Source organism: Fulvimarina endophytica, from assembly GCF_003403015.1.
Classification (GTDB): domain Bacteria; phylum Pseudomonadota; class Alphaproteobacteria; order Rhizobiales; family Rhizobiaceae; genus Fulvimarina; species Fulvimarina endophytica.
Window position 1 is genome coordinate 380863 of record NZ_QURL01000001.1, and the last position, 26962, is coordinate 407824.

General features: G+C 63.5%; 25 protein-coding genes. 9 read left to right on the forward strand and 16 right to left on the reverse strand.

What is annotated here, in order from left to right; all coding sequences use genetic code 11:
- Positions 1 to 20 precede the first annotated feature (20 nt).
- The 9 genes from purF to rpsF all read right to left on the reverse strand — a co-directional run bounded on the left by purF (position 21) and on the right by rpsF (position 9258).
- A complete protein-coding gene (gene purF, locus DYI37_RS01605) occupies positions 21 to 1472 on the reverse strand; it encodes an amidophosphoribosyltransferase (protein WP_116681437.1) in 1452 nt (483 codons plus the stop codon).
- A gap of 135 nt (positions 1473 to 1607) precedes the next feature.
- Complete coding sequence (locus DYI37_RS01610; RefSeq protein ID WP_116681438.1) at positions 1608 to 2189, reverse strand: CvpA family protein; 582 nt, start codon at positions 2187 to 2189, stop codon at positions 1608 to 1610.
- Between the two features lie 130 nt (positions 2190 to 2319).
- Positions 2320 to 3708, reverse strand: a complete 1389-nt coding sequence (gene radA, locus DYI37_RS01615; RefSeq protein WP_116681439.1) for a DNA repair protein RadA — start codon at positions 3706 to 3708, stop codon at positions 2320 to 2322.
- 6 nt (positions 3709 to 3714) lie between these two features.
- Positions 3715 to 4842 carry an alanine racemase gene (gene alr, locus DYI37_RS01620; protein ID WP_245413728.1) on the reverse strand — a complete coding sequence of 376 codons (1128 nt, stop codon included), beginning with the start codon at positions 4840 to 4842 and terminating at the stop codon, positions 3715 to 3717.
- An 86-nt stretch (positions 4843 to 4928) separates the two neighbouring features.
- Entirely contained in the window at positions 4929 to 6419 is a 1491-nt protein-coding gene (locus DYI37_RS01625; RefSeq protein WP_116681441.1) for a replicative DNA helicase, read from the reverse strand.
- A 290-nt stretch (positions 6420 to 6709) separates the two neighbouring features.
- A complete protein-coding gene (gene rplI, locus DYI37_RS01630; protein WP_116681442.1) occupies positions 6710 to 7336 on the reverse strand; it encodes a 50S ribosomal protein L9 in 627 nt (208 codons plus the stop codon).
- Between the two features lie 66 nt (positions 7337 to 7402).
- Positions 7403 to 8377 (reverse strand): hypothetical protein, encoded by a 975-nt coding sequence (locus DYI37_RS01635; protein WP_147307843.1) that lies wholly within the window; start codon positions 8375 to 8377, stop codon positions 7403 to 7405.
- 158 nt (positions 8378 to 8535) lie between these two features.
- Complete coding sequence (rpsR, locus tag DYI37_RS01640) at positions 8536 to 8784, reverse strand: 30S ribosomal protein S18 (protein ID WP_116681444.1); 249 nt, start codon at positions 8782 to 8784, stop codon at positions 8536 to 8538.
- 6 nt (positions 8785 to 8790) lie between these two features.
- Entirely contained in the window at positions 8791 to 9258 is a 468-nt protein-coding gene (gene rpsF, locus DYI37_RS01645; RefSeq protein ID WP_116681445.1) for a 30S ribosomal protein S6, read from the reverse strand.
- A 428-nt stretch (positions 9259 to 9686) separates the two neighbouring features.
- On the opposite strand from rpsF, the gene fabD reads away from it, so the two are divergent.
- The 7 genes from fabD to gmk all read left to right on the forward strand — a co-directional run bounded on the left by fabD (position 9687) and on the right by gmk (position 16086).
- The gene (fabD, locus tag DYI37_RS01650) at positions 9687 to 10625 is read left to right on the forward strand and encodes an ACP S-malonyltransferase (RefSeq protein WP_116681446.1); all 939 of its coding nucleotides are present in this window, start codon (positions 9687 to 9689) and stop codon (positions 10623 to 10625) included.
- A 62-nt stretch (positions 10626 to 10687) separates the two neighbouring features.
- Positions 10688 to 11425 (forward strand): 3-oxoacyl-[acyl-carrier-protein] reductase, encoded by a 738-nt coding sequence (gene fabG / locus DYI37_RS01655; protein ID WP_116681447.1) that lies wholly within the window; start codon positions 10688 to 10690, stop codon positions 11423 to 11425.
- Positions 11426 to 11556: 131 nt separating this feature from the next.
- Entirely contained in the window at positions 11557 to 11796 is a 240-nt protein-coding gene (locus DYI37_RS01660) for an acyl carrier protein (protein WP_116681448.1), read from the forward strand.
- Positions 11797 to 11941: 145 nt separating this feature from the next.
- Positions 11942 to 13207, forward strand: coding sequence for a beta-ketoacyl-ACP synthase II (gene fabF / locus DYI37_RS01665; protein ID WP_116681449.1), 1266 nt, complete (start codon positions 11942 to 11944; stop codon positions 13205 to 13207).
- A 105-nt stretch (positions 13208 to 13312) separates the two neighbouring features.
- Positions 13313 to 14422, forward strand: a complete 1110-nt coding sequence (gene mltG / locus DYI37_RS01670) for an endolytic transglycosylase MltG (RefSeq protein ID WP_116681450.1) — start codon at positions 13313 to 13315, stop codon at positions 14420 to 14422.
- Positions 14423 to 14536: 114 nt separating this feature from the next.
- On the forward strand, positions 14537 to 15421 hold the full coding sequence (locus DYI37_RS01675; RefSeq protein WP_147307844.1) for a YicC/YloC family endoribonuclease: 885 nt from the start codon (positions 14537 to 14539) through the stop codon (positions 15419 to 15421).
- The gene (gene gmk, locus DYI37_RS01680) at positions 15418 to 16086 is read left to right on the forward strand and encodes a guanylate kinase (protein ID WP_116681452.1); all 669 of its coding nucleotides are present in this window, start codon (positions 15418 to 15420) and stop codon (positions 16084 to 16086) included. The genes DYI37_RS01675 and gmk overlap by 4 nt, the downstream gene beginning before the upstream one ends.
- Positions 16087 to 16121: 35 nt before the next feature.
- On the opposite strand, the gene rsmA is transcribed toward gmk, so the two are convergent.
- The 6 genes from rsmA to DYI37_RS01710 all read right to left on the reverse strand — a co-directional run bounded on the left by rsmA (position 16122) and on the right by DYI37_RS01710 (position 23876).
- The gene (gene rsmA, locus DYI37_RS01685) at positions 16122 to 16949 is read right to left on the reverse strand and encodes a 16S rRNA (adenine(1518)-N(6)/adenine(1519)-N(6))-dimethyltransferase RsmA (protein WP_116681453.1); all 828 of its coding nucleotides are present in this window, start codon (positions 16947 to 16949) and stop codon (positions 16122 to 16124) included.
- Positions 16946 to 18007, reverse strand: coding sequence for a 4-hydroxythreonine-4-phosphate dehydrogenase PdxA (gene pdxA / locus DYI37_RS01690; RefSeq protein WP_116681454.1), 1062 nt, complete (start codon positions 18005 to 18007; stop codon positions 16946 to 16948). The genes rsmA and pdxA overlap by 4 nt, the downstream gene beginning before the upstream one ends.
- Positions 18007 to 18963 carry a SurA N-terminal domain-containing protein gene (locus DYI37_RS01695; RefSeq protein ID WP_245413729.1) on the reverse strand — a complete coding sequence of 319 codons (957 nt, stop codon included), beginning with the start codon at positions 18961 to 18963 and terminating at the stop codon, positions 18007 to 18009. The genes pdxA and DYI37_RS01695 overlap by 1 nt, the downstream gene beginning before the upstream one ends.
- A 128-nt stretch (positions 18964 to 19091) precedes the next feature.
- On the reverse strand, positions 19092 to 21590 hold the full coding sequence (locus DYI37_RS01700) for an LPS-assembly protein LptD (RefSeq protein WP_245413730.1): 2499 nt from the start codon (positions 21588 to 21590) through the stop codon (positions 19092 to 19094).
- 10 nt (positions 21591 to 21600) lie between these two features.
- Complete coding sequence (lptG, locus tag DYI37_RS01705) at positions 21601 to 22683, reverse strand: LPS export ABC transporter permease LptG (RefSeq protein ID WP_116681455.1); 1083 nt, start codon at positions 22681 to 22683, stop codon at positions 21601 to 21603.
- Positions 22683 to 23876 (reverse strand): LptF/LptG family permease, encoded by a 1194-nt coding sequence (locus DYI37_RS01710; RefSeq protein WP_116681456.1) that lies wholly within the window; start codon positions 23874 to 23876, stop codon positions 22683 to 22685. Before DYI37_RS01710 ends, lptG begins: the two co-directional genes overlap by 1 nt.
- Before the next feature lie 297 nt (positions 23877 to 24173).
- Here DYI37_RS01710 and DYI37_RS01715 point away from each other — a divergent pair, with 297 nt between their 5' ends.
- Both DYI37_RS01715 and DYI37_RS01720 read left to right on the forward strand, forming a co-directional pair.
- Positions 24174 to 25673, forward strand: a complete 1500-nt coding sequence (locus DYI37_RS01715; protein ID WP_116681457.1) for a leucyl aminopeptidase — start codon at positions 24174 to 24176, stop codon at positions 25671 to 25673.
- A gap of 24 nt (positions 25674 to 25697) precedes the next feature.
- Positions 25698 to 26150 carry a DNA polymerase III subunit chi gene (locus tag DYI37_RS01720; protein WP_116681458.1) on the forward strand — a complete coding sequence of 151 codons (453 nt, stop codon included), beginning with the start codon at positions 25698 to 25700 and terminating at the stop codon, positions 26148 to 26150.
- 115 nt (positions 26151 to 26265) lie between these two features.
- Here the strand turns inward: DYI37_RS01720 and DYI37_RS01725 are convergent, their stop codons facing one another.
- Positions 26266 to 26892, reverse strand: a complete 627-nt coding sequence (locus tag DYI37_RS01725; protein ID WP_147307845.1) for a hypothetical protein — start codon at positions 26890 to 26892, stop codon at positions 26266 to 26268.
- Positions 26893 to 26962 lie beyond the last annotated feature (70 nt).

Sequence of the window (26962 nt, forward strand, 5' to 3'; positions counted from 1 at the left end):
GATGTCCTTCGAAGGCGTTGTCAGCCGAACCCGCCGAGGAGGGAGAGCTGCCTGACATTCTCGAACGAGTCGAGATCGGTGAGGGCGGTCGGATAGTCGCCCGTGAAGCATGCGTCGCAATATTGCGGCTGATGCTTGTCGCGCGCGTCTTCGTCGCAGGCCCGGTAGAGACCGTCGATCGAGATGAAGGCGAGACTGTCGACCTTGATGAACTCGGCCATCTGCTGGATCGACATGCGGGATGCGAGGAGCTTCCCGGTCTCCGGCGTATCGACGCCGTAGAAACACGCGCCGGTGGTGGGGGGCGAGGCGATGCGCATGTGGACTTCAGCCGCGCCCGCGTCCCGCATCATCTGGACGATCTTCTGGCTGGTCGTGCCGCGCACGATCGAATCGTCGACGAGAACGATCCTCTTGCCCTCGATCATCGCCCGGTTGGCATTGTGCTTCAGCTTCACGCCCATATGACGGATCGCGTCGCTGGGCTGGATGAAGGTCCGGCCCACGTAATGATTGCGGATGATGCCGAGCTCGAAGGGCATGTTCGACTGCTGGGCATATCCGATCGCGGCCGGAACGCCGGAATCGGGGACCGGTACGACGAGATCGGCCTCGACATGGCTCTCGCGGGCGAGTTCGGCGCCGATATTCTTGCGGATCGTGTAGACGTTCCGGCCTTCGACGTTGGAGTCGGGCCTTGCGAAATAGACATATTCGAAGATGCAGAAGCGGCTCTTGCGCTTCTGGAACGGGAAGAGGCTTTCGATGCCGTCAGCCGTCACGATCACCATCTCGCCGGGCTCGATGTCCCGGACGTAGTCGGCGCCGATGATGTCGAGGGCGCAGGTCTCGGATGTCAGGATCGGCGAGCCTTCGAGATCGCCGAGCACCAGCGGACGAATGCCGAGCGGATCGCGTACGCCGACGAGTTTCTTCGCCGACAGTCCGACCAGCGAGAACGCGCCTTCGAGCCGCGAGAGGGCATCGATCAGCTTGTCCTTGAAGAGGCGGGCCCCCGAGGTCGCGATCAGATGAAGGATCGTCTCGGTGTCGGAGGTCGAGGAGAAGATCGACCCGCGCCGCTGCAGCTCGCGCTGCACCGTCATCGCATTCGTGATGTTGCCGTTATGGGCGACCGCGAACCCGCCGGCGGCGAGTTCCGCGAAGAAGGGCTGCACGTTTCGCAGGCCCCCGCCACCCGTCGTGGCGTATCGCGTGTGGCCGATCGCGCTGTCGCCCGGAAGCCGCTCCAGCACCGACTGCTTGGTGAAGGTGTCGCCGATGAGCCCGGGATGACGCTCCACATGGAACTGGGTCCCGTCGTAAGCGACAATGCCCGCCGCTTCCTGGCCTCGATGCTGAAGGGCATGCAGGCCGAGCGTGACCAACGCGGCGGCGTCGGTGCGACCGTAAATGCCGAAAACGCCGCATTCCTCATGCAGCGTGTCGTCGCCGAAAGGCGTTTCGTCCATGACGCTTCTCACTGCCTGCCGAACCCGAAAGGCCGACACCTGGCCGTTAGATAGACTTCAGCGTTCCGAGCGCTAACCCGACGCCGTCCTTGTGCCATACGCCCGTTTCCGGGCGCTGTGCAAATGAAATACGGTTTATTGTGCGTTCTCGATGACGCCGTCAACATTTTCGCCGCCGGTCTCGGGCGCCTCTTCCTCGGCCGGGTTGAGACCGTCGATCTGGTCGAGGATGCTCTGTTCGGGATTGTCGGGCAGAGCGGCGATCAGATCCTGCCCGAAGTCGTCGAGCATGGGCTTGGACGCCGCGTTCGCGACCCAGGAGGGCTGATTCTCCGGCGCGAGCCAGTTGAAGAACAGCATGGCGACGACCACGAGAAGAAGACCGCGGGCGGCGCCGAAGACGAAGCCGAGAACGCGGTCCACGGCACCGACACGGCTGTCGATGATGAAATCCGCGATCTTCAACGTGATGAACGAGACGATGATCAGCGCGACGAAGAAGCAGATCGCCGCCGAGATCGCCAGCGCGACCGTGTCGGAGTTCACGTGTTCCGCGACATAGGGAAGGACATAGGGATAGCCGTAGAATGCGGCGACGGCGGCGACCAGCCACGCGACGATCGACAGCACCTCGCGGGAGAAGCCTCGCACCATGGCGAGCAGCGCCGAAACGAGCATGATGGCGACCAGGATCGCGTCGAGAATGGTGAATGACATCGCTGGGTTCAGATCCGTAGTCGGTTGATGATCGAAGCGGGGACGCCTCTCATTCGTCGCCGGAACCGGAAACGAACGCAATTCGAGGCGTTTCACACCTTCCTTGCGTCAAGATCAAGACGCCATGCCGTCAGTCCTCGGCCTGTGTGCTGGAGCCGGCCGCGATGGTTGCGACGAGGTCTGCGAGCGTCTCGATCTCGCTGACGCGAAGATCGCCCTTCGGAAGGTCTGGAATGTTGGCGGGGATCGTCGCGCGCGAGAAGCCGAGTTTTTCCGCCTCGCGAAGGCGCAGCGCCGATTGCGCGACAGGCCGCGTCGCGCCCGACAGGCTGATCTCGCCGAAATAGACCGCGTCGGCCGGAAGGGTGACCCCGGAAAGCGAAGAGACGAGAGCCGCCGCGACCGCGAGGTCGGCAGCGGGTTCGGAGATTCGAAACCCTCCGGCGACATTCAGATAGACGTCGTGCTGGCCGAGCCGCACGCCGCAGCGTGCTTCCAGGACCGCGAGCACCATCGCAAGCCGTGGCGCGTCCCAGCCGAGGACTGCACGTCGCGGCGTGCCGAGAGAGGAGGGCGCGACGAGCGCCTGGATCTCCACCAGAACGGGGCGCGTTCCCTCGACCCCCGCGAAGACGGCGGCGCCGGGCGCCTTGTTGTTGCGTTCGCCCAAGAAGAGTTCCGATGGATTCGGCACTTCCCGCAGGCCCTTGTCGCCCATCTCGAAGACGCCGATCTCGTCGGTGGGGCCGAAGCGGTTCTTCACCGTTCTCAGAATGCGGTAGTGGTGGCCGCCTTCACCCTCGAAATAGAGGACGGCGTCCACCATGTGCTCGACGACGCGGGGGCCTGCGATCTGGCCCTCCTTCGTGACATGGCCGACAAGCACGACGGCGGCTCCGGACGCCTTGGCGAAACGGATCAGGGATTGCGCGCCCGTCCGAACCTGCGTCACCGTTCCGGGCGCGGACTCGGCGAGATCGCTCCAGAGGGTCTGGATCGAATCGATGATGACGAGATCCGGTCTGCCGCTGTCGGAGAGGGTCGCGAGAATGTCCTCCACATTGGTCTCGGCCATGAGCTTCACGCTCGTATCGCTCGCCTTCAGGCGCTCTGCGCGCAGCCGGACCTGCGCGACCGCTTCCTCGCCGGACACGTAGATGACCTTCGAGCCCTTGCGCGCGAGCGCGGCCGCCGCCTGCATGAGCAGCGTCGACTTTCCGATGCCGGGATCGCCGCCGATGAGAATCGCCGAACCGCGCACGATGCCGCCGCCCGTTGCACGGTCGAGTTCGGCGATGCCGGATGCGATCCGCGGGGCTTCCTCGCTCTCGCCGGACAGAGGCAGAAGCTGGCCCGGCGTGCCGCGCCGGCGTGAGCGTTGCGGTCCACCGGCGACCCCGCCGGCCGAGGATTCCTCGACGATCGTATTCCACTCGCCGCAGGCATCGCATTTGCCTTGCCAGCGATTGTAGACGGCCCCGCAGGACTGGCAGATGAATGTGAGTTTCGCTTTGGCCATGGCGGCTCAGTTAGTGCCTTGCGACCAGCGACGATAGACCCTTGGGCCAAGACCGGTCAGCATTTCGTAGGCGATGGTTCCGGCCGCCCGCGCCACCTCGTCGATGGGAACGTTCGGCCCGAAGAACTCCGCGCGGTCGCCGGGCTGCACGCGGCCCTCGGGCAGGTCGCTGACATCCAGGAGAACGAGATCCATCGATATCCGACCGAGGATCGGCACCCGGTGGCCGTGGAGGAAGGCGGACGGCGTCGGCAGATCGGGACGCGTTGCGGCATGGTCTCCCGAAAGGGCACGGCGATAGCCGTCACCGTAGCCCATGCCGATGGTCGCGATCCGCGTCGGACGGGAAAGGCGTACCGTTCCGCCATAGCCGACGGCTTCGCCCGCCTTCGCGGTCCGGATCTGAAGAACCGCCGCGGTCAATGTCGCGACCGGCTCGATCCCGCAATCATCCGGCAGGGAGCCGCGTCCTCCATAAAGAGCGATACCGGGGCGCGTCAGTTCGAAACCGAATTCGGGGCCGCAGAACACACCCGCCGAGTTCGCGAGCGAGCGCTCGACATCCGGAAAGCGCTCGGCGATCTCGTTGAAGCGCCGGAACTGACTGCCCGTTTGCTCGCGCGACTCGTCGGCGCTCGCGAGATGGCTGAGAAGAAGCCCCGTCTTCAGATCGCCGGATGCGACGAGTGCGGCGACGAAGTCCAGATCCTGATCGTCGATCCCCAGCCGGTTCATTCCGGTCTCGACCTGAAGGGCAGCAATCGGTCGATCGCCGGGACGACTTGCGCCCTCGGTCCAGATCGCGATGTCGTCCCTGCTCGACAGGACGGGAATCAGCCGTTCCTGCCGGAAGAGTTCGATCGCATCCGGCTCGATCCCCTGAAGCACATAGATCCGGCTCTCGGGTGTGTCGCTCAAGGCTTCGATCGCCTGTCTGACGATTCCGCCTTCCTCGGGCCAGGCGACGAAGAAGTCGCGGCAGCCGGCTTCGTGAAGCGCTCGCGCGACCTCAGCCGCACCCAGCCCATAGCCGTCGCATTTCACCGCCGCTCCGGTCCGCGCGTTCGGCTGTCTCGCCGCGACCCTTCGCCAATTCCGCACGAGCGCGCTTCGATCGATTTCGACGCTCGGCATGCGCTGAGGTCCCGCTTCGCGAAGTCCCGATGCGGCGGGCTGCGCTGCCTCGCTCATCGCCGTGAGAACCCGCCTCGTTGCGAGCGTCAATAGGTCTGCTCCGGCAGGTAGGCGTCGTCCGCGAGATCCGAGAACCGGGTATATTCCGGCTGGAAGGCGAGGCTGACCGTACCGACCGGACCGTGACGCTGCTTGGCGATGATCACATCGCCCTTGCCTCGCGCGTCATTCAAGGCCTGTTCCCATTTCAGGTGCTCGTCCGTGCCGGGCTTGGGCTCGCGATTGGCTAGATAATACTCCTCGCGATAGACGAAGAGGACGACGTCGGCGTCCTGCTCGATGGAGCCGGATTCGCGAAGATCGGAGAGCTGCGGGCGCTTGTCCTCACGGTTCTCCACCTGACGCGACAGCTGCGAGAGGGCGATGACCGGAACGGACAACTCCTTCGCCAGTGCCTTGAGGCCCGTCGTGATCTCGGTGATCTCCTGGACCCGGTTCTCGGAAGATTTCTTCGAGGAGCCAGTCATCAGCTGAACGTAGTCGATCACCATCAGGTCGAGGCCCCGCTGGCGCTTCAGGCGCCGGGCACGAGCCGCGAGCTGCGCGATCGAGATGCCGCCCGTCTGGTCGATATAGAGCGGGATCTTGCTCATCATCTCGGTGCAGGCGATCAGCTTCTGCAGTTCCGAGTCGTTGATCTCGCCGCGCCGGATCTTGGAGGAGGAGATCTCGGTCTGCTCGGAAATGATACGCGTCGCCAGCTGCTCGGCTGACATTTCGAGGGAGAAGAAGCCGACCACGCCGCCATTCTTCGCCTTGAAGCTTCCATCGGCCTGTTCGGCAGGCTCGTAGGCCGCCGCGACGTTGAAGGCGATATTGGTTGCGAGGGACGTCTTGCCCATGGCCGGTCGCCCGGCGAGGATGATCAAGTCCGAGGGCTGCAAGCCACCCATCTTCCGGTCGATCGAATGCATGCCGCAGGAGACGCCTGACAGGCCTCCGTCGCGGTCCTTGGCGGCGGTCGCCATCTGGACTGCCGTATCGATCGCATCGCGGAAGGACTGGAAGCCGCCGTCGTAGCGGCCGGTCTCGGCGAGTTCGAAGAGGCGGCGCTCGGCATCCTCGATCTGGCTCTTAGGCTCCATATCGAGAGGCGCGTCGAAGGCGATGTTGACGACATCCTCTCCGATCCGGATGAGCGAACGTCGAATGGCGAGATCGTAGATCGCGCGGCCGTAGTCGCCGGTATTGATGACGGTCGTCGCCTCCGCCGCAAGGCGCGCGAGATACTGGGCGATCGTCATTTCGCCGACGCGCTGGTCGCCGGCCAGAAAGGTCTTGATCGTGACCGGATTGGCGATCTTGCCCATCCGGATCATCTCCGAGGCCTTGGAGAAGATCTCCCGATGCAGCGGCTCGTAGAAGTGATCGGCCTTCAGGAAATCGTGGACGATGTAATAGGCGTCGTTGTTGACGAGGATCGCACCGAGGAGCGCCTGTTCGGCCTCCAGATTGTTCGGCGCCTCCCGATAGAGCGCCTGTTCGTCCTGCTCGAGCTTCCGCAATGCCTGAGCCATCCGTCCATTATCCTCATGTCACGTCCGCCGAAGACAGAGGGATACACGAGGCGAGGGGGGGATGGAACGACGAAAGCACGAGGTCGGCACGCGTCACAACCGCCGGTGCATTACGGGACAAGCTGTGGATAACATCGTGGACGATATCGCCGGGGCTCGCTTCCTTTCTGCCTATCCGCCGTGAAAGACCAGCCGTGCGCTCATAAGGAGATGGGGCACGAAAAAAGGGCCCCGTGGCCGGGACCCTTTTCGAAACGCAGTTTGTTGGTTTCGGCGAAGTGCGAGGAGACTTAGCTCGGCTGGCCTTCGGACTGGGCTTCCGCTTCGCGATCGATCGGCTCGCCGTCCTCGTCCTCGAATGCGCGATCCTCGTCCATGGCGTCGGGCGAGCCACCGAAGTTCGGCTCTTCCTCGCCGTAGATCGCCTCGTAGGAGGTGAGATCCTCACCGGCTGCCTGGCGCTCGGCTTCATCGTTGGAGCGGGCGACGTTGATCTTGACGACGACCTCGACCTCGGGGTGAAGCGCGATCGTGACGTCATGAACGCCGATCTGCTTGATGGGCTGCTGCAGGACGACCTCGTTGCGGCCGACCTTGAAGCCACCCTGTCCGATCAGATCGGAAATGTCGCGCGCCGAGACCGAACCGTAGAGCTGGCCGCTCTCGCCGGCGGAGCGGACGGCAACGAAGGTCTTGCCTTCGATCTGGTTGCCGATCTGGCGGGCTTCACCCTTGCGCTCTTCGTTACGCTGGATGATCTGCTCCTTCTGCGCTTCGAAGCGAGCCTGGTTCGCGGCGTTCGCACGCAGGGCGCGGCCCGTGGGGAGAAGATAGTTGCGGGCAAAACCGTCGCGTACGCGAACGGTGTCGCCGATCTGACCGAGCTTGCCGATCCGTTCAAGAAGGATGACGTCCATGATGGGTGTCCTTTGGTTCGAGTTTGGATTGAAGGTGATTGGGCGAGATGCGCCTGACCCGCGCGGTCAGCGTCCCCTGGCCGGTCTGATCCGCTCTCCGTGCTTCCACACGTGGACGATGCCGACGACGACGAAGATGAAGATCGGAAAGGTCAGGAAGAGAACGGCCGCATAGACCAGGAAGAGTGCAAATCCCCGTCCGGGGCGCTCCCTGGTCCGGCGGTGGAAGCGGGCGAGGCCGACCAGCGCGAAGGCCGTTCCGAACGCCCCCACGAAGACCGTCGCGATGATGCCGGCGGCACCCGAGAGGAACGTACCGGCAAGTGCGAAAGCAAAAAGGAACAGCGCATCCTGCGGCAGGGAGGTGCTTTCGGGCAGGTCGTCCTTGGGCCTTGCGAGCCGACCCGAGCGCCTGACGATCGAGGCCGCGAAATGCAGGCAGACGACGAGCGTCAGCGTGAGGATCGTCGGCTGGATCAACGGAACCAGCCCGACGACCACGCTGACGAGGTTCTCGAGTTGCACCTGCTGGGCAGGATCGAGAGTGACGTTCGGATCGAAGAACGCTTCGCGCAGGGCCGGTTCGATCTGCGCCGGGTCGTAACCCATCAGGGTTCCGATCGCGACGCAGGCGATGGCCGCGAGCGCGGCGAGGACGAAGAGAATTCGCCCGATCGGCATCCATGTGACATCGCCCGCGGCGGTCTGGAGCGAATGCGGCGAGTGCCCCGTGTCGACCTCGGACACCGCATGCATGCGGCGGGTCGCGAGATGGGCGAGGATCGCCATCGGAAGGGTCATGGAGCCGGCGATCGTCAGGGCGCTCGGGACGCTTCCGATGACGGTGAAGACGATTGCGGGAGCGATGATCGCGGAGAGAAAGCCGACGGCCGATCCCCATCCAAGGCCGGCGATCGCAACAGGCACCGGCGTCGCGAGGGCGAAACCGACGGCGAAGGCCGACTGGGTCGCCATGCCGGCAAAGAGCAGGGCGCTCGTAAGGCCTGCGCCGATCGCGATCAGGATGGATACTGGTGTCATGGTCTCGTCGCTGTCCTGCGGATCGCAGTTAGGGGACATTCCCCAGCCCGGCTGTCATTCTCGTTTCCGACCGTCGCCGTCAGGCGGAGGGAAAGAAAGGGGCCAATCGGTAAGGCCCCTTCCGCTGTTCGTCAGGCGTCGTCGACGCCGGGTCCTGCTTACTTCACGACGTAGGGGATGAGGCCCAGGATGCGGGCGCGCTTGATCGCCTTGGCGAGGGCGCGCTGGTTCTTCTGGGACACGGCCGTGATGCGGGACGGAACGATCTTGCCGCGCTCGGAAATGTAGCGCTGCAGGAGACGGACGTCCTTGTAATCGATCTTCGGTGCGTCAGCACCGGAGAACGGGTCGGACTTGCGCCGGCGATGGAACGGGCGGCGGGTCGGAAGCTGTGCGATATCGACCATGATGACTTACTCCGAATCGCTGTTGCGGTCGCGGCGCGGGCCACGATCGTCTCTGTCGCCACGCGGGCCACGATCCTCGCGCGGACCGCGATCGTCGCGGTCGCGGCGCGGACCGCGATCGTCGCGTCCACCACGACGGGGGCCACGATCGTCGCGCTTCTGCATCATCGCGGACGGACCTTCCTCGTGCTCCTCGACGCGGATCGTCATGAAGCGCAGGATGTCCTCATTGAAGCGCATCTGACGCTCCATCTCATGAACCGCAGCCGAAGGCGCGTCGATGTTCATGAGCGTGTAGTGCGCCTTGCGGTTCTTATCCATGCGGTAGGCCAGGGTCTTCAGACCCCAGTTCTCGACCTTGGCGACCTTGCCGCCACCGGCTTCGAGAATTCCACGCAGGTTTTCGACCAGCTGTTCGACCTGGCTGTTCGAAACGTCCTGACGCGCGAGGAAGACATGCTCGTAAAGAGCCATATGCAGTCGCCTTTCCGGTTTCGTTTCGCCGACGAATGGTGAAGAGAACCCAACGGCTAAGCCTCAGCGACCTTTCTCTTGACTGCCGAAAGGATCGGCATTGGACAGAAAGGCGCATCATGCGAAAAACGGTCGAGAGCGGAGACACGGGAAGCCGGGAGCTTTGAAAGCCCCCATGGGACCGGAAAACCGGACGCCTTCCGTTCAGCCCCCAGCTGGGTTCTCAAACGTCGACGCTGGGGCCATACCGGTTCGAGTGCCCGAAATCAACCTCGGCCGCTCTTTTCCTGAGCATTTCGGCCTCCGGAAACCATCGAGGCGCTTGACACGATACGGTGGCGCCGAACATCCCCTGTCGGACACATCAGTCGAAGACGTCGGTGCCGCCGCACCGGATACGTCTTCAATCGAGCCGTAGAGGAGCATTCATGACGCTGGCAATCGTTTTCCCCGGGCAGGGCAGTCAATCCGTCGGGATGGGAAAGGCTCTCCAGGAAAACTATGCGGCGAGCCGGGATGTCTTCGCCGAAGTCGACGACGCGCTCGGAGAAAATCTCTCTCGGCTCATCTTCGAAGGGCCGATCGAGGAGTTGACGCTGACGGCGAATGCCCAGCCCGCCCTCATGGCGGTTTCGATGGCGACGATGAGGGCGCTCGAAAGCGAAGGGTTCGCGGTGAGTTCGGCTGCCTTCGCCGCCGGACATTCTCTCGGCGAATATTCCGCCCTCGCGGCGACCGGCGCGATTTCGATCGCCGAGACGGCCAAGCTTCTGCGAATCCGCGGCCTCGCGATGCAGGAAGCCGTGCCCGCGGGAGAGGGTGCCATGGCGGCGATCCTCGGGCTCGAAATGGAGGCGGTCCAGGCCCTTTGCGATGAGAGTTCGCAAGGCGAGGTCTGCGAACCAGCCAATGACAATGGCGGCGGCCAGATCGTGATTTCGGGCGCCAAGGGCGCCGTCGAGCGTGCCGTTGCACGCGCGGGCGAACGCGGGGCCAAGCGCGCCATTCCGCTCCCGGTTTCCGCGCCCTTCCACTGTGCGCTGATGAGCCCCGCGGCGGAGCGGATGGCGCAGGCACTGAAAGACGCGCGGATCTCGGTGCCTTCCATTCCGGTGATTACGAATGTCACGGCCGATGCGACGCAGGACCCGGAGATGGTCCGAAAGAGGCTCGTCGAGCAGGTCACCGGCTCGGTGCGCTGGCGCGAAAGCATGATCTTTGCCGCCGAAGAAGGCGTCGATGAACTCGCCGAAATCGGCGCTGGCAAGGTGCTTTCCGGGCTTGCCAAGCGCATCGACAAGCGGTTGTCCGCGCGCTCCATTGGAACGCCGGACGAGATCGCCGCCTTCTTGAAAGATCGCGGCTGACGCGCGAAGGAGCGGACGACGCGCCCTTCTTGGGCACAACGACGATTATGAAGAGGACACGGATGTTCGATCTTTCGGGACGCAAAGCCCTGGTAACCGGCGCGAGCGGCGGTATCGGCAAGGCGATCGCCACCGCGCTCCACGGGGCAGGGGCTACGGTCGGTATTCACGGCACGCGCCGTGAAGCGCTCGACGAATTGGCAGGAGAGTTGTCGGACCGTGTCCACGTGCTTCCGGCCGACCTTTCCGACCGCGCCGGCCAGCAGGCCCTCGCGGAAGAAGCGGAGAAGGTGCTGGAAGGTGTCGACATTCTGGTGAACAATGCCGGCATCACGAAGGATGGTCTCTTCGTCCGCATGTCGGACGAGGACTGGGACCAGGTTCTCGAGATCGACCTGACCGCCGCCTTCCGTCTGACGCGTGGCCTCACCCATCCGATGATGCGCCGGCGGTTCGGCCGCATCATCAACATCACTTCGATCGTCGGCGTCACTGGCAATCCGGGACAGGCCAATTATTGCGCGGCCAAGGCAGGCATGATCGGCTTCTCGAAGTCGCTCGCATCCGAGATCGCCTCGCGAAGCGTGACGGTCAACTGCATCGCCCCAGGCTTCATCGCGAGTGCGATGACGGAGAAACTGAACGACAAGCAGCGCGACTCGATCATGGGTGCAATCCCCATGAAGCGAATGGGCGAAGCCTCCGAAATCGCCTCCACCGCAGTCTTCCTCGCATCGAACGAGGCCGCATATATCACAGGGCAGACGCTGCATGTGAACGGCGGCATGGCGATGATCTGAGGTTGCCGAGAGGCGCCCCGTATCCGATCTGAAGGGCGCAAACCTGCGTCCGGACGGGTGGGGCGCTTGATAATCAATGGCCGCGCGTCTAACGAGGGCGGCGACAGCACCACTGCAATAGAGGACTCACAATGAGTGAAACCGCTGACAAGGTCAAAAAGATCGTCGTCGAACATCTGGGCGTCGAAGAGAGCAAGGTGACCGAGAACGCCAGCTTCATCGACGATCTCGGCGCCGATAGCCTCGACACGGTCGAGCTCGTCATGGCGTTCGAGGAAGAATTCGGCGTGGAAATCCCCGACGATGCGGCCGAGACCATCCTGACCGTTGGTGATGCGGTCAACTTCATCGAGAAGAACAAGGCCAGCTAAGGTCTTCTTCGGTCCGGCGCGGCTCGGGGGGTCGGAAATATTCGACCGCCGGGCCCGCCGTCATTGCGGACTCGGGTGAATGCGAAGTCGCCAGGGCCTGCTTCATCCGAACGATGAGTGCGAACGGTCTGCGACAGTGCGTGAGATGAGACGAGTTGTAATTACCGGCCTCGGCATGGTGAGCCCCCTCGGGGCCAATGTCGGCGATACCTGGAAGCGGCTGTTGAAGGGCGAGAGCGGCGCGGCACGCGTCGAGACCTTCGAAGTCGAGGATCTCCCCTGCAAGATCGCCTGTCAGATCCCGCGCGGCGACGGACAGAACGGGACGTTCAATCCCGATCTCTGGATGGAGCCGAAGGAACAGCGCAAGGTCGACGACTTCATCGTCTATGCCGTCGCGGCCGCGTCCGAGGCGCTCGACGACGCCGACTGGCATCCCGAAAGCTACGAAGATCAGATCCGCACCGGCACCCTGATCGGCTCCGGAATCGGCGGCCTCGAGGGCATCGAGCGCAATTCGCTCCTTCTGGCGGAAAAGGGTCCGCGGCGCATCTCGCCATTCTTCATTCCGGGAAGCCTGATCAATCTCGCCTCGGGTCATGTCTCGATCCGGCATGGTCTCAAGGGACCGAACCATTCTGTCGTCACCGCCTGTTCGACCGGCGCCCATGCGATCGGCGACGCCGCGCGGCTCGTCGCGCTGGGCGATGCGGACGTCATGGTGGCGGGCGGCGCCGAGTCGCCGGTCATCCGGCTCTCGCTCGCGGGCTTTGCCGCCTGCAAGGCACTTTCCACGCATTTCAACGACGACCCGACGCGCGGCTCGCGCCCCTATGATCGCGATCGCGACGGCTTCGTCATGGGCGAGGGCGCCGGCATCGTCGTCCTCGAAGAATACGAGCATGCGAAGGCACGCGGAGCGAAGATCTACGCCGAGGTCGTCGGCTACGGTCTGTCCGGCGATGCCTATCATATCACGGCGCCCGCTTCCGATGGCGACGGAGCCTATCGCTGCATGTCGGCTGCCTTGAAGCGTGCCGGGGTCACCCCGGACGAACTCGACTACGTCAACGCGCACGGAACCTCGACGCCCCTGGGTGACGAGATCGAACTGCGCGCATTCGAACGGCTCGTCGGCGACTCCGCGCACAAGATCACCATGTCGTCCACCAAATCGGCGGTCGGGCATCTTCTCGGAGCTGCAGGAGCGGTCGAGGCGATCTTCTCGACCCTTGCGATCCGCGACAATGTCGCGCCTCCGACCATCAATCTCGACAATCCGTCGGTGGAAACGAAAATCGATCTGTGTGCCAACGCCAAGCGCGAGAAGCAGATCGATGTCGTCCTGTCCAATTCGTTCGGTTTCGGCGGGACGAACGCCTCGCTCGTCCTGCGCCGCGTCGTGGACTGACGTCTCGACCTCACAACGAGATGAGCCCGGCGACACGCCGGGCTTTCGCCACATTGCCATGGTGGACGATTTGGCAGTTTGGAACGTTCGTCGAGGGAGCGAATTTTGAGCGATCACGAACCAGGTGACGTTGACCGCTCCGGCGGCGGTGGTGACGGATCCACGCGAGCGGTTCGCAAAACCAAGCCGAAGACGCGCTCGCGCCTTGCGCGCAGTCAGCTCGTCATCTTCCTGAATTTCTGCCTTTCCCTCGCCTTCTTCGGCGCCCTTGCGCTCGGAGCGGTGATGTATTGGGGAAAGGGCATGTTCGAGAACGAGGGGCCGCTGAGGACCGAGGCGAACTACGTCGTCGCGCGGAACAGTTCGCTCAACTCCATTGCGGATGGTCTCGAAGAAAGCGGCGTGATTTCCAGTTCGCAGGTCTTCCAGGTGGCGGCCCGGATCGAAGGTGTCGGTGGTCAGTTGAAGGCCGGCGAATACGCCTTCGATCCCGGCGTCTCCATGCGGGACGTAATGGAGAAGATCGCACGGGGCGACTCCGTCCAGCATGCCATCACGATCCCCGAGGGTTGGACGGTCGAGCGGGCCTTTCAGCGGATCGCCGAGTCCCCGGTGCTGTCCGGCCCCATGCCCGACATGCCGCCAGAGGGCATGATGCAGGCCGAGACCCATCTCGTTCAGCGGGGCATGACGCGATCGCAACTGGTTCAGGCGATGCGTCAGTCGCAGGAAGCCATGATCCAGGAAATCTGGGATGGACGGGACGAAGATCTCCCCGTGGACGACATCGCCGAGTTCGTCACGCTTGCCTCGATCGTGGAGCGGGAGACAGGGATCGCCTCCGAGCGTCCGCATGTCGCGTCCGTCTTCATCAACCGCCTGCGCAAGGGCATGCGTCTCCAGTCCGATCCGACCTTCCTTTATGGAATTTACGGAGGCGCGGGTAAGCCCAGCGAAGCCCCCATCACCCGCTCGGACATCGAGAGCGACACGCCCTACAACACCTATCGGATCAACGGTCTGCCGCCCGGGCCGATCGCGATCCCCGGCAGGAAGGCGCTCGAGGCGGTCGCCCATCCGCTGGAAAGCGACGACCTCTATTTCGTCGCGGACGGGACCGGCGGTCATGTGTTCTCGCAGACGCTCGATGAGCACAACAGAAACGTGCAGCGATATCGTGAGATCGAACGCGAACGCCGTGCCGATGCGCAATAGGGTCGAGGTCACACCCGATCCGATCGATCGGCCCGGCCTTTTCGGAAACGTCCCGGCGGGAAACGCACGACCTTCTTACGGCACCTTCCCAATCTCTTGTCGGGAGATGAAGCGGTGAGCCTGCGCAGCATGACCGGCTTCGCGCGCTCGCAGGCCCGCTCTAGCAATGCATCCCTCGTATGGGAACTCAAGAGCGTCAATGGACGCGGGCTGGACCTCAGGCTGCGCATGCCTGCCGGTTTCGACGCACTCGAACCGGACGTGCGTGCGCTCGCTTCCCGCTACCTCGCCCGGGGCAGCGTCCAGATCAATCTGACGGTCGAGTGGGATGAACGGCCGTCAGCGCTACAGGTCGATCGTGATCGGCTGACACTCGTCCTTCAGATCAGCGACGAACTCGTGGCATCGGGACGTGCATCTTTGCCGCGGACGGACGGCCTCCTCGGCTTGAAGGGCATCATCGAGTGGGAGCAGGCACAAGACGGCGCGCCGACGCTGCAGGACGATCTGATCCGTGCTTCGAAGGAAAGCTTCGCCGAAGCCGTCGAGCAACTTCGGCAGGCCCGGCAGGAGGAAGGCAGGAGCCTCGGGCGGGTGATTGCAGCACTCCTGGACCGGATCGGCGCGCTTGCGAGAGACGCGCGCGAGGAACGAACCCGTCACCCGGAATTCCTGCGCCTGCGCATCGCCGAACAGGCTGCCCGTCTGGCCGAACAGGCGATCGACGAGCAGCGCCTCGTTCAGGAACTCGCGCTCATCGCCGTGCGCGCCGACATTTCCGAGGAACTCGATCGACTGGACAGCCATATCGATGCGGCCCACGGCCTCCTGGCGGCCAATGAGCCGGTCGGGCGACGTTTCGACTTTCTGACCCAAGAAATGAATCGCGAATCGAACACGATCTGTTCCAAGTCGAACTCGGTCGCCTTGACCGCCATCGGCCTCGACTTGAAAGTCGCGGTCGATCAACTGCGTGAACAGGTTCAGAATATCGAATGACGCCAGACAGCCATCAGACCAAGACCGACGCGACAATCGCCCGCCGGGGTCTCAGCCTCGTGATCTCCTCGCCCTCTGGAGCCGGCAAGTCGACGATCGCACATGCTCTCATGGACGCCGATCGAAGCTTCCAGCTCTCCATCAGCGTGACGACCCGCAAGCGACGCGGAAGCGAGGTCGATGGTGTCCATTACCGCTTCATCGACAAGGAGGAATTCATGAGGTTGCGCGAGAAGGACGACCTTCTCGAATGGGCGGAAGTCCACGGCAACTTCTACGGAACTCCGCGAGCCCCGGCCGAGCGCGCGATGCGCAACGGCCACGACATGCTGTTCGACATCGATTATCAGGGCGCCCTGCAGCTTCAGGAGAAGGCCGGAGACGACGTCGTCTCCATCTTCATCCTGCCACCGTCCATGGCGGAGCTGAAATCGCGGCTGCTGCGCCGGGCGGAGGACTCCAGCGAGACGATCGCGATTAGGCTGGCCAATTCACGCGTCGAAATCGATCGCTGGCGCGATTACGACTACGTCATCGTCAACGACGATCTGAACCAGGCCTTCGAAGCCGTCCGGGCGATCATTGCGGCAGAGCGTCTGAAGCGTGAACGCCGTCCGGGTCTGGAAGTCTTCACGAAGGCGCTTCTCGAAGAGCCGATCGAGTAAGCCAACTCTTCGCGCAGTCGACGGATACGGCCCGCTCAGATGGCATTCGCGATCTGCACGAATTCCTCGACGCTCAATGTTTCGGCCCGCCGCTGCGGGTCGATCCCGATCCGCTCGAGCAGTTGCTCGCCGCCGACCGGCTTGAGGCTTTGGCGCAGCATCTTCCGTCTTTGACCGAATGCGGCCGCGGTTACGGTCTCGAGCTTCGACAGATCGGCGGCGAGAGGTGCGGGCTTCGGCACGATTCGAACCACCGACGACATCACTTTCGGCGGGGGTGTGAACGCCTCGCGCGGAACATCGAACAGGATCTTCGCTTCGGTTCTCCAGCCCGCCAGAACACCGAGCCGCCCGTAATGATCGCCGCGCGGCTGCGCCACGATCCGTTCGGCGACCTCTTTCTGGAACATCAGCGTCAGGCTGTCCCAGACCGGCGGCCAGGCGGGCACCGCGATCCAGTTGAGGAGCAGCTGGGTTCCGACATTATAGGGAAGGTTCGCGACGATCTTCAGGCGCTTGCCGCCCGCGATTTCGGCAAGATCGATCTGGAGCGCGTCGAGGTTCCGGATGTCCACTCGCGAGGGATAGTGCGCGGAGATCTCTTCGATCGCCGGGATACACCGGGGATCCTTCTCGACGACGACGAGCCGTCGAGCGCCGCTCGCGAGCAGCGCGCGCGTGAGCCCGCCGGGGCCCGGTCCGACTTCCAGCACCGTGCAATCCTCGAAGGGCGCTGCCTGCCGCGCGATCTTGGACGTCAGATTGAGGTCGAGAAGAAAGTTCTGGCCGAGCTGCTTGCGCGGTGCGAGATCGTGCGCGGCGATCACGTCGCGCAGCGGGGGTAGGTCGTCGATCGGGCTCACGCGCTTGCCGAGGCTTTCTTGGTCGTGTTCCGACGATCGGACGCCTGCGCCATGTCCAGGGCCTGACGGAAGGCGGCACGGAAGCTGTCGGGGCGCGCGATGCCGCGTCCCGCGATGTCGGATGCCGTTCCGTGATCGGGCGACGTCCGGATGATCGGAAGACCGAGCGTGATGTTGACGGTTTCGTCGAACGCCAGGGTCTTGGCCGGGATGAGCGCCTGGTCGTGATACATGCAGATCGCGACGTCGTAGCTCGAGCGGGCGCGCGGATTGAACATGGTATCGGCCGGGAACGGACCCTTCGCGTCGATGCCTTCGACGCGGAGTATTTCGATCGCGGGACGAATGACGGTCTCGTCCTCCATCCCGATCGCCCCTCGTTCACCCGCATGCGGGTTGAGGCCGGCGAGCGCCAGTCGCGGTTTCTCGACGGCGAATTTCTCGCGCAGATCGCGATCGACGATACGGCAGGTCTCGACGATGAGTTCCGTCGTCAGCAGGCCGGGGACCGCATGGATCGGCACGTGGATCGTGACGGGAACGCAGGAGAGATCAGGACCCGCGAGCAGCATGACCGGCGTCACGGGCTTTCCCGTCGCCCGTTCGCAAAGATCCGCGAGATATTCGGTATGGCCGGGATGACGGAAGCCGACGTCGTAGAGCGCCTTCTTGTCGATCGGCGCGGTCACGATCCCACTGACCTCGCCCTTCAACGCAAAAGCCACCGCCCGATCGATCGCTTCGATCGTTCCCGCTCCATTGCTCGGATCGAGTTTGCCCGGCTCGTCACGATGAGCGTTGACGAGTGGCAGGATCGTAAGGGTGTTCCGGTCGACCGACAGGCACTCGGCAGGTCGGGCGACCTCGCGGATATCCAAGCTGAGCCCAAGGCGATCCGCGCGCTGTCTCAGCATGCCCGGATCGGCGAGAACGACGCAGGGCGCGGCCGCGAGATCTCCCGCCTGGTGAAGCGCGAGAATCAGATCCGGGCCGATACCCGAAGGCTCGCCGACGGTGATCGCCAGCGGCGCCGTGCCGCGTGCATGAACGGAAGACATCAGCGACGGACGATTTGCGCGCTCTCGCGAAGCTTCTTCAAAACCGCTGCGTCCGGGCCGTTCTCGCCGCCCTGCTTGTTGAGGGACTCCATGTCCTGCATCTGGAAGACCATCTGTGCGGCCCGATCGTCCGAGATCGTGCGGGCGTTGCAGACCGCGATCAGTTCGACGCCGCGCTCGGTTTCCTTGGGTGCGGTGGCCCGTCCCGGATTGGTCCGCATGACATCGTCCTTCCACAGCGCAGGCAATTCGGGCTGTGCCACGCGACCGAGATCGCGGACGGTCACGTCACGCAGTCCCTTGGCGATGTTGAACGAGTTCTCGCAGGACTGGAACCTCGACCTGAAGGCTTCGGCCTCGCGCTTGCGATTGCCGAGAATGGAGGCGCGCTGCCCGGTTGGAATGACGAAGATGACCTGCTGCAGGCTGTATTCGGTCGTCGACGGCTTCTCTCCGCCGCGAGCGAGCATTCGCTGCACTGCATCCTGTTCGCTGAGGCGCTCCTCCTGGCGGATCCGCGTCGCGACTGCCTGACCCCAGCCCATCTGGACGCGGATATAGTCCTTGAAACCTGCTTCCGAGAAGCCGGCCTGTCCCAGCACCTGATTCAACTGGGCGAGAGTCAGCTTGTTGCTTTTCGCGAAATTCTCGTAGGCGCCGTTGACCGCTTGGTCCGGAATGCTGATGCCTTGGCGCTTGATCTCCTGCTTCTTGAGCGCCTCGTCGATCAGCTCGTCGGTCGCCTTCTGGGTGGTGTTGCCCGCGACGCGGCGCAGCTTCAGGAAGGCTGCCCGCTGGCGGATCTGGTAGGTGGTCACCGGCTGGCCGTTGACCACGGCCTTCACCGCGCTCGCCGCTTGGACAGGCGTGGCACCGAGGCCGACCATGGCCGGTCCTGAGAGGCCGAGTACGGCGACGACCGTGCCGCGCATCATCCAGGAGGTCAGTCGATTCATTGCCACTGGTATCCCTTTGTCGTCCAATCCACCTTGGCCGCTAAAGCACGGATAGGGCGAAAGAATGATGTCCCGACCTGCACTCCCTCGCCAACGGAGGGCCCTTCCGCAACCGCGGAAAGGCGACCTCAGAAGGACTGGCCGATCTCTCCGAGCGTCCTGAAGCCGACCTGGAACTTGAAGGTCTGCGTATTCGCATCGAGCGCGTAGCGGTCCGTGCGCTCCTCATAGCCGACCAGAAGACTGAAGCACTCGTCAGCGTAGCGCACGCCGTAGTTCTGATCGACGATCGTCTCGTTTTCGAGATCGTAGGAGGCTCCGGCGATCGCAGTCCAGTTCTCGGCGAACTTCAGTTCGCCGGCGCCAGAGACCTGGCTTCGATCGTTCAGCGATCCGTAGATCGGCTGGGCGGCGATATTGGAGTAGCTGATGCTCGCACTTCCGCGTTCGAAGGAGGCATTGGCCAGAAGATCGAGGCGCTTCAGCGAGAGGTCTTCGTCGTCGTAGCGGGCCTGGGTGCCGAAGCTCAGTCCGTAAGGCGTCTGAACGGAGAAACCGCCGACATAGTCGGACACGTCGTCTTCCAGACCCGAATCGAAACCGACCAGGGCGAGGCCCACTTGGTCGAATGAGTTCCGGCCGCCGAGGTGATAGGACTGCCCGACGAGAGCGTTGATGTTCCAGTCCGAGCCGAGATCGGCCGAATATCGCAGGCCGACATTGGCCCTCTGGCCGCCTTCGATCCGATCGTAGCCGCTGAACTTGTCGAGCGCGAACAGGTTGTTCGCGTTGAAGACGAAGGTGCCGGCATCCTCGTTCGGAATGAGGCCGACATCCTGCTCGTCGTTCCTGACGACCAGCTGGGCGACCGGCTCGATCACATGGCTCACGCCGCCGACTTGGATGAGGTAGGGATAGCGGGCCTCGAGCGCGGCCGTCGCCATGCCGCGTGTGCCGGTATCGTCGAGGTCGATGCGCCCCTGATTGTACCGTGTCAGCGCCGGATCGAAGACGTTCTGTCCCAGGGTCCGATCGAAACGGTAATACGGGTTCACGAACCCGTTCGCGGACATGTCGGCCGTGTAGAGATCGCCTCGAAGCGAGGCCGTCGGCGAGAGAACGAGGCCTGATTCGGAATAGTAGGTGTCCGACCAGGAAAGCTTTCCGGACCCGCGCGTGTAATCGCCTTCGAGGCCGTTATAGCGTGTCAGGAAGGGATCGAACTGGTAGCCGTCCCTCGGCAGGGTGCAGACCAGCGCATCGGAGGCGAGTTCCAGCGAGGTCGCGCAAAGCGGCGAAATCGAAGCGGCGTCGCGGCTGATCGATGTCAGATTGAGGTCGAGTTTCACCTCGCCTCCCAGGATGCTCTCCTGCTCGATCCTCTCGTAGTCGAACACCGGGTGCGCGCTCGCCTGCTGCTCGTCGAGCAGCGGGTCGATCGCCTGATAATCGAATTCCTGGACGCGAAGGTCGAAGAAGCTCTGGTCGCCGAGGCCGGTCAGATAGATCTCGGAGGTCCGGACCGTGTCGTCGAAGCCTTCGATCTCGTAGGTGTTCGAGAAGTTGTTGTCGGACTGGAACAGCCAGTCCCAGCCGAACGTCCACTGCTCCGAAAGCGCGAACCGCCCTTTCGTGCCGACCATGCCGCGTTCGGTATTGGCGAAGTCCGGCGAGAACACGGTCTGTCCATCCCGCACGAAGTTGTCGTCCGCGAACGCCGTTCTCTCGCCCTGGCTGATGCCCGCTGCCTGGATCGTGAAGATGCCGTTCTCGAAGGCTTGCCGATACTCGACCTCTCCGAGGAAGCCCTGCTTGGTGTAGTAGGTGCCCGCGACGGTCAGATCCTTGTCGTCGGAAATGACGTAGTAATACGGGACGCGCACGCCGTAGCCGGTGCCGTCGGACGAACGGAAGGACGGCGCGAGAAAGCCCGACTTTCTCTTCACCGTCGGATCGGGCGACTGGAAGTAGGGCAGATAGGCGATGGGCGCGCCGAAGAACTCGAACTGGGCGCCGTAATACCGAATGACCTGTTCTTCCTGGTCCCAGACGATCTTGCGGGCCTTCACCTGCCACAGGGGCGGGCGCTCGGGATTCTCGCGGCACGCCTCGCAAGCGGTGTAGACGCCCTGATTGAACGTCGTCACGCTGCCGTCGGCGCGCGTCGCAGACGCGGCCGCGAATCGCGTGTTGTCCGGCGTCTCGATTCGAAGGGCCTGAACGAAACCGTCCCGGAAATCGTCCGTCAGATCGAGCTGATCGGCATAGATACGATTGCCGTCGGGCTGTTGCAGTTCGACGTCGCCGCGGGCGATCAGCCGGCGGGTGTTCTGGTCGTAGGTGATGTCGCGGGCGACGACCTTGTAGTCGCCATAGTCGATCTGCACGCCGCCGCTGGCGGACACGACTGCGCGATCACTGTCGTAGGTGACAGTGTCGGCTTCGAGAAACAGCTGCGCATCCGGCGAGATTTCCGCTGCCGTCATGGCAGGGATCTGCTGGGCGTTGGCGGACAGCCCGCCGTACCCCAGCATCGCCGCGGTCAAGGCGAGCGCCGTCCCGCTCGAAAGCGCCGCCTTACGCGAGACTCCGCCGATCCCCACCGGCGAAAGGTCGCTTCCCCTCATCACATTCACTCTATCCGTCCTCCTGATGCAGCAGGATCGTTACGCCGAACAGCCCTGCCGCCAGGACCGGGAACCACGCCGCGACAATGGGTGGCACAACGTCGTTGCTGCCAAGGGCCTGAGCAAGAAACGTCACCACGTACAGCACGAATCCGGCCACGACGCCACTGACGAACACGCGACCCGACTGTCCCGTTCTGGAGAAGCGCGTGGCCACGGTAGCGGCCAGCAGCGTCATCGCCACGAACAGTGCGGGCCGCGCGATCAGGGTATGGTACTGCATGGAGAATGCCATGGAGTTAAAGCCCAAGCTCGCCGCGACGTCTATTTTCGATCCGAGTTCCCAGATCGATATGGTTTCCGGATCTGCCAGTCTGTTCTCGATATACTCCGGTCTGAGGCTCGTCGGGAGACGGTACTCGACGAGATCACGCGGAGTGTAACCGATCCGCGTCACTCGCGGCCGGTAGAGGATCCACTCCTGCTCGACGAGTTCGGCCCGCGGCGCGTCGATGCGGGTCTCGACGGTGCCGTCCCTTCCGATCACGAAGGCCGTCGCATTGGAGAGGACTCGCCCATTCTCGGCCACCTGCTTGGCGCCGATGATCGAGGAGACGCCGTTCTCGTTCTGCCGAAGCCAGGGCGTCTGAAAGGCCTGCGACGACAGATCGACACCGTCCGTTCCCGCCTCGATTCGTGCGGCATAGGCTTTCGCCGACGCCGACAGGGGATTGTAGACGAAGGTCGCGAAGAGCCCGAGGAAGATCGATCCGGCGATGAAGGGAAGAAGGATCTGCCAGATCGAAACGCCGGCGGCACGGGCGACGACGAGTTCCAGGCGCCGGTTGAGGGACAGAAGCGTGAAGATCGAGGAGAACAGGACGACGAAGGGAAACGCCTGTTCGACGAATGCGGGCACGCGCATGGCCGAGAACAGCGCGACCACCGCGAAGGGCTGGTCGTCCGTGACGGAGCGCCTGCTCAGTTCGACGAGATCGATGAGGTAGATCAGCGCGAAAATTGCGATCAGCGTCGCGAAGAAGTTGAAGAGATAGAGCCGGAGAAAATACCGGTTGAACGTCATCCGTCTCATTATCGGCTTCCCGAACCCGCGCTTCGACCCGGCCGTTGTCCAGAACGGAGGATGGCGCCGATGATCCGGCCCGGCAGGTCGACGATCGCCTGGACAATCGGGAGCTGGGACACGTTGGTGCCGCTCCGGATCAGAAGAATATTGACGAGGATCGCCGCCAGCGGAACGGCGAAGGCGAGAATGCTAAGGCCCGGTATCTTGCCCACATTGCTGGCCACGATGAAGCCGACCGCCTGCAGGGCCACCGCACCCGACAGTCCGAGGGTCATCGCCGCGTTCGAAGCCTGGCGGTTGGTTTGGGGCTGGCCGGCCACTGCGACCGCCCAGAAGGCGAAGGCGACGCAGTAGAGCCAGGTCGAGAACCGGTTGACCAGTTCGCGAATCGTGCGATCCGGCGCTTGCTGGATCGAGGCGTCGTTGAGGTCTGGATTGAGCAATTGATAGGTCGTCAGTTCCGAGGAGCGCGTCCAGTCCGATCCGGCATCGGGCCGAAGCTCCGAGAGATCGAAGGCATAGGTCTGAAATTCGATGATCGAGATCGCTCCGCTCTCGCGGCTCTTGCGATGCAGCTGCCCGTCATAGAGCATCAGAACGCTCTGATTGCCCTGTTCGACGATCGCGGCTTCCTTCGCGAAATAGGTGAGGTCGAGCTTGGGATCGCGCGTGTCCTGGATGAAGAGGCTCTCGATCGTGCCGCCATTCGTCTCGCCGACGGAAATGACGAGATCGGACTGGATCTGTTCGAACGCCCCCGGCCGCAGGAACACGCTGATCGTATCGACATTGACGGACCGGATTCCGTCGTAGAACGCCTTGGAGGCGAGGGGGCCGATGCCGTGGGCAATCACGAGCATGATCAGCCCGCCCAGAAAACCGAGAAGCACGATGGGTCGGGCCACCAGCGTGATCGAGGCACCGGACGCCGATATGACGGCGCGCTCGGAATCGGCATTCATCGCGTTGAGTGTCTGGATCGAGCCGAGCAGAACGGCGAAGGGAACGACGCCCGCCGCCAGATTCGGAAGCAGCATCAGCGCGATCCACAGGATGTTGCCGGCTGCCGATGCGCTGGTCTTGACGATGTCGATCCGAGAGAGCGCCTGGACGATCCAGACGATAAGGGCGAGCGAGGCGAGGGATCCCGCCGAGGAGACGAGCGCTCGGCGGAAGATGTAGCGTTCTATCAGCGTCATTCGGCCCTACCTGCGGTGCGGCGGCATTTCTTGCGGTTCATGGCGTCCAAATTGGGGCTTCGCTCATCTGCCGGGCAGCGGACGGTCGCCGATCATGTCCTTATAACCGTTCCAAACCGTTCGAGGCAGTAGCCCTCCGAGCGTCTCGATGCAATCGCGCGGCGCTGAACCCGACTCGCGCATCGAAGCGATGACGATCCCGGTTTCTACCCGGCGGCGGACCATGATAGGCATGCGCGACACGACGATTGCGTCGGGCCTTTGACCATCCGATCTATCACGAACATTGGACGCATCATGACGAGCCTTCCGAACATACGATTCTCATCGATCGACGACCAGGCGCACGGCGTTCTCGTCGTCCTGGCGGGCGACGAGGCGAAACTGGCCGGGGCGCACGACGGATTTTCCGAGCTGGTCGCGAAGGCCGCGAAGGCGCGGAAGTTCAAGGGCAAGGCGCTTTCCAGCCTCGACATCCTCGCACCGTCCGGACTGGAGGTGGACCGCCTTCTGGTGATGGGCACGAAGCTTTCCCAGGAACCGGTCGAAGAGGATTGGCTGAAGCTCGGCGGCACGATCGCCGCGGCGACAAGCGGCGCGGAGGCGATCACGATCGACCTCGCGCTGCCGGGCGACAAGCAGGTCTCGCCCGAGGAGGCGGCGACCGTCGCCGCCGGTGCGATGCTGCGGACCTACAAGTTCGATCTCTACAAGACGAAGAAGAAGAAGGACGAGGACGAGGACGTCTCCGACACGAAGCAGGAGATCGTCATACGCGTTCCCGATGTCGCGGCTGCCGAGCGGGCCTTCGAGGCCGAGCGCGCGATCGCGGAAGGCACGATGCTCGCCCGCGACCTCGTCAACGAGCCGGCGAACGTTCTTGGACCCGTGGAATATGCCGAGCGGGCCGAGGCGCTGCGTTCGGTCGGCATCGAAGTCGAGGTCCTCGGTCAGGACGAACTCTCGGACCTCAAGATGAATGCGTTGCTCGGCGTCGCACAGGGCTCGCCCCGTCCGCCGCGCCTCGTGATCATGCGCTGGAACGGCGCCGGCAGCGACGAGGCGCCGATCGCCTTCGTCGGCAAGGGTGTCGTGTTCGATACCGGCGGCATCTCGATCAAGCCGGCCGGGTCCATGGACGAGATGAAGGGCGATATGGGCGGCTCTGCCGCGGTCGTCGGACTGATGCATGCGCTCGGCGCGCGCAAGGCCAAGGTGAATGCCGTGGGCATCATCGGCCTCGTGGAGAATTCGGTCGACGGCAACGCCCAGCGTCCCGGCGATATCGTCACCGCGATGTCGGGCACGACGATCGAGGTGCTGAACACCGATGCCGAGGGCCGTCTCGTGCTCGCCGATGCCCTCTGGTATTGCCAGGACCGCTTCAAGCCGAAGTTCATGGTCAACCTCGCGACGCTGACGGGTGCCATCATCGTCGCGCTCGGCAATCATCAGGCAGGCCTGTTCTCGAACAATGACGAACTCGCCGATCGCCTGTTCTCCGCCGGGAAAATCAGCGGAGAGAAGGTCTGGCGCCTTCCGCTGGCGTCCGAATACGACAAGATGATCGAAGGGAAGTTCGCCGATATCAAGAACATCGGAGGGGGACGCGCTGCCGGCTCGATCACGGCCGCCCAGTTCCTCCAGCGCTTCGTCAATGATGTTCCCTGGGCTCATCTTGACATCGCAGGCACGGCCATGGGTTCGCCTTCGAACGCCTACAACCAGTCCTGGGCCTCGGGCTTCGGCGTGCGCCTTCTCGAACGCCTGGTGCGCGACCATTACGAAGCGCGGTGACCGAACGCCGCCGGGCTGGGGCAGATGACCGAAGTCCTGTTCTATCATCTGACGGAGAGCCGTCTGGAGGAGGCCCTGCCGGACCTCCTCCAGCGGTCGGTCGATCGCGGCTGGCGCGCCGTCGTCCAGTGCGTCAGCGACGAACGCCTGGAAGCGCTCGACGCTGTGCTCTGGACGTTTCGCGACGACAGTTTCCTGCCCCACGGAACCGCCGGCTCGGAAGGAGCCGAGCGTCATCCGATCCTTTTGACGACGAGGTCCGACGAAGCGTCCAATCGGCCCGATATCCGCTTCATGGTCGAAGGCGCGACCCCCCCCGATCTTTCCGGCTATCAACGCGGCATCTACATGTTCGACGCATCGGACGAGGAGCAGATGGCCCATGCCCGCGAACGCTGGAAAGTGGAGAAGGCGGCCGGTCGCAATCTGACTTACTGGCAGCAGACCGAGGATCGCCGCTGGACGAAGAAGGCGTAACGCCCGGCAGGCGCGCGAACGCGTTCGTCTACGAAGGAGTGCGCTGGCTTCTCAGAGGGCGGGGGTCTGATCGTTCGAACGAAGCGGCCGTCCGGCGAGGGCCAGCCGGGCGCGGTCACCGTCTCGAAGGGCAATGCTCGTTCGACATGAACCCGTTCCTGCGCGCCGACGCTCTTTCGTTCCAACGCCGAGCATCGAACCAAGCCGGTCGAAGATTCACGAGAAGAGCGAGCATGAGGATCTGGAGATAGGCGGTCGTCTCGGCGATTTCTTCGAGCCACACATAGATGTGCGTCCCGAAAACCTCGCTCGCGACGAGGCAGAGCGCGATGAGGACGCAAGGCACGGCATAGAAGAATTGCATCTCGCTCCATCGTCTCGCCAACGGCTCGCGCTTGATCGCCAGAATGGCGACGATTGCAGCCACCACCGCGAGGAAGACATAGACCTTCCCGTCCGCTGTCAGGCAGGCACCGCCATCGTAGAAGGACGACGAGCATCGCGGCGTCTCGCGTGTCACGGCGAAGACGCAGAGCAGGGCGGCCACTGCGCAGACATAGAAGATCTCGCCGCGAAACCGGTATGCGCCGACGAGAAAGAGCGTAGCAGCAAGCGCGAGGATGATGGATTGAGATCCCTCGTAGAGCCCGTTCTCGACAGGCCCGACATCCAGACTGTCGAAGGGAGCGGCGGCCGCGGCGAAGATCAGCGCCAGGACGAGTGAGATCAATGCCACGGACACGAACAGCGTCGCCTCACGCCGTGTTCTGGTCTGCAGGAATCGGCTAAATCCTCCTGAGATGAACGTCAGG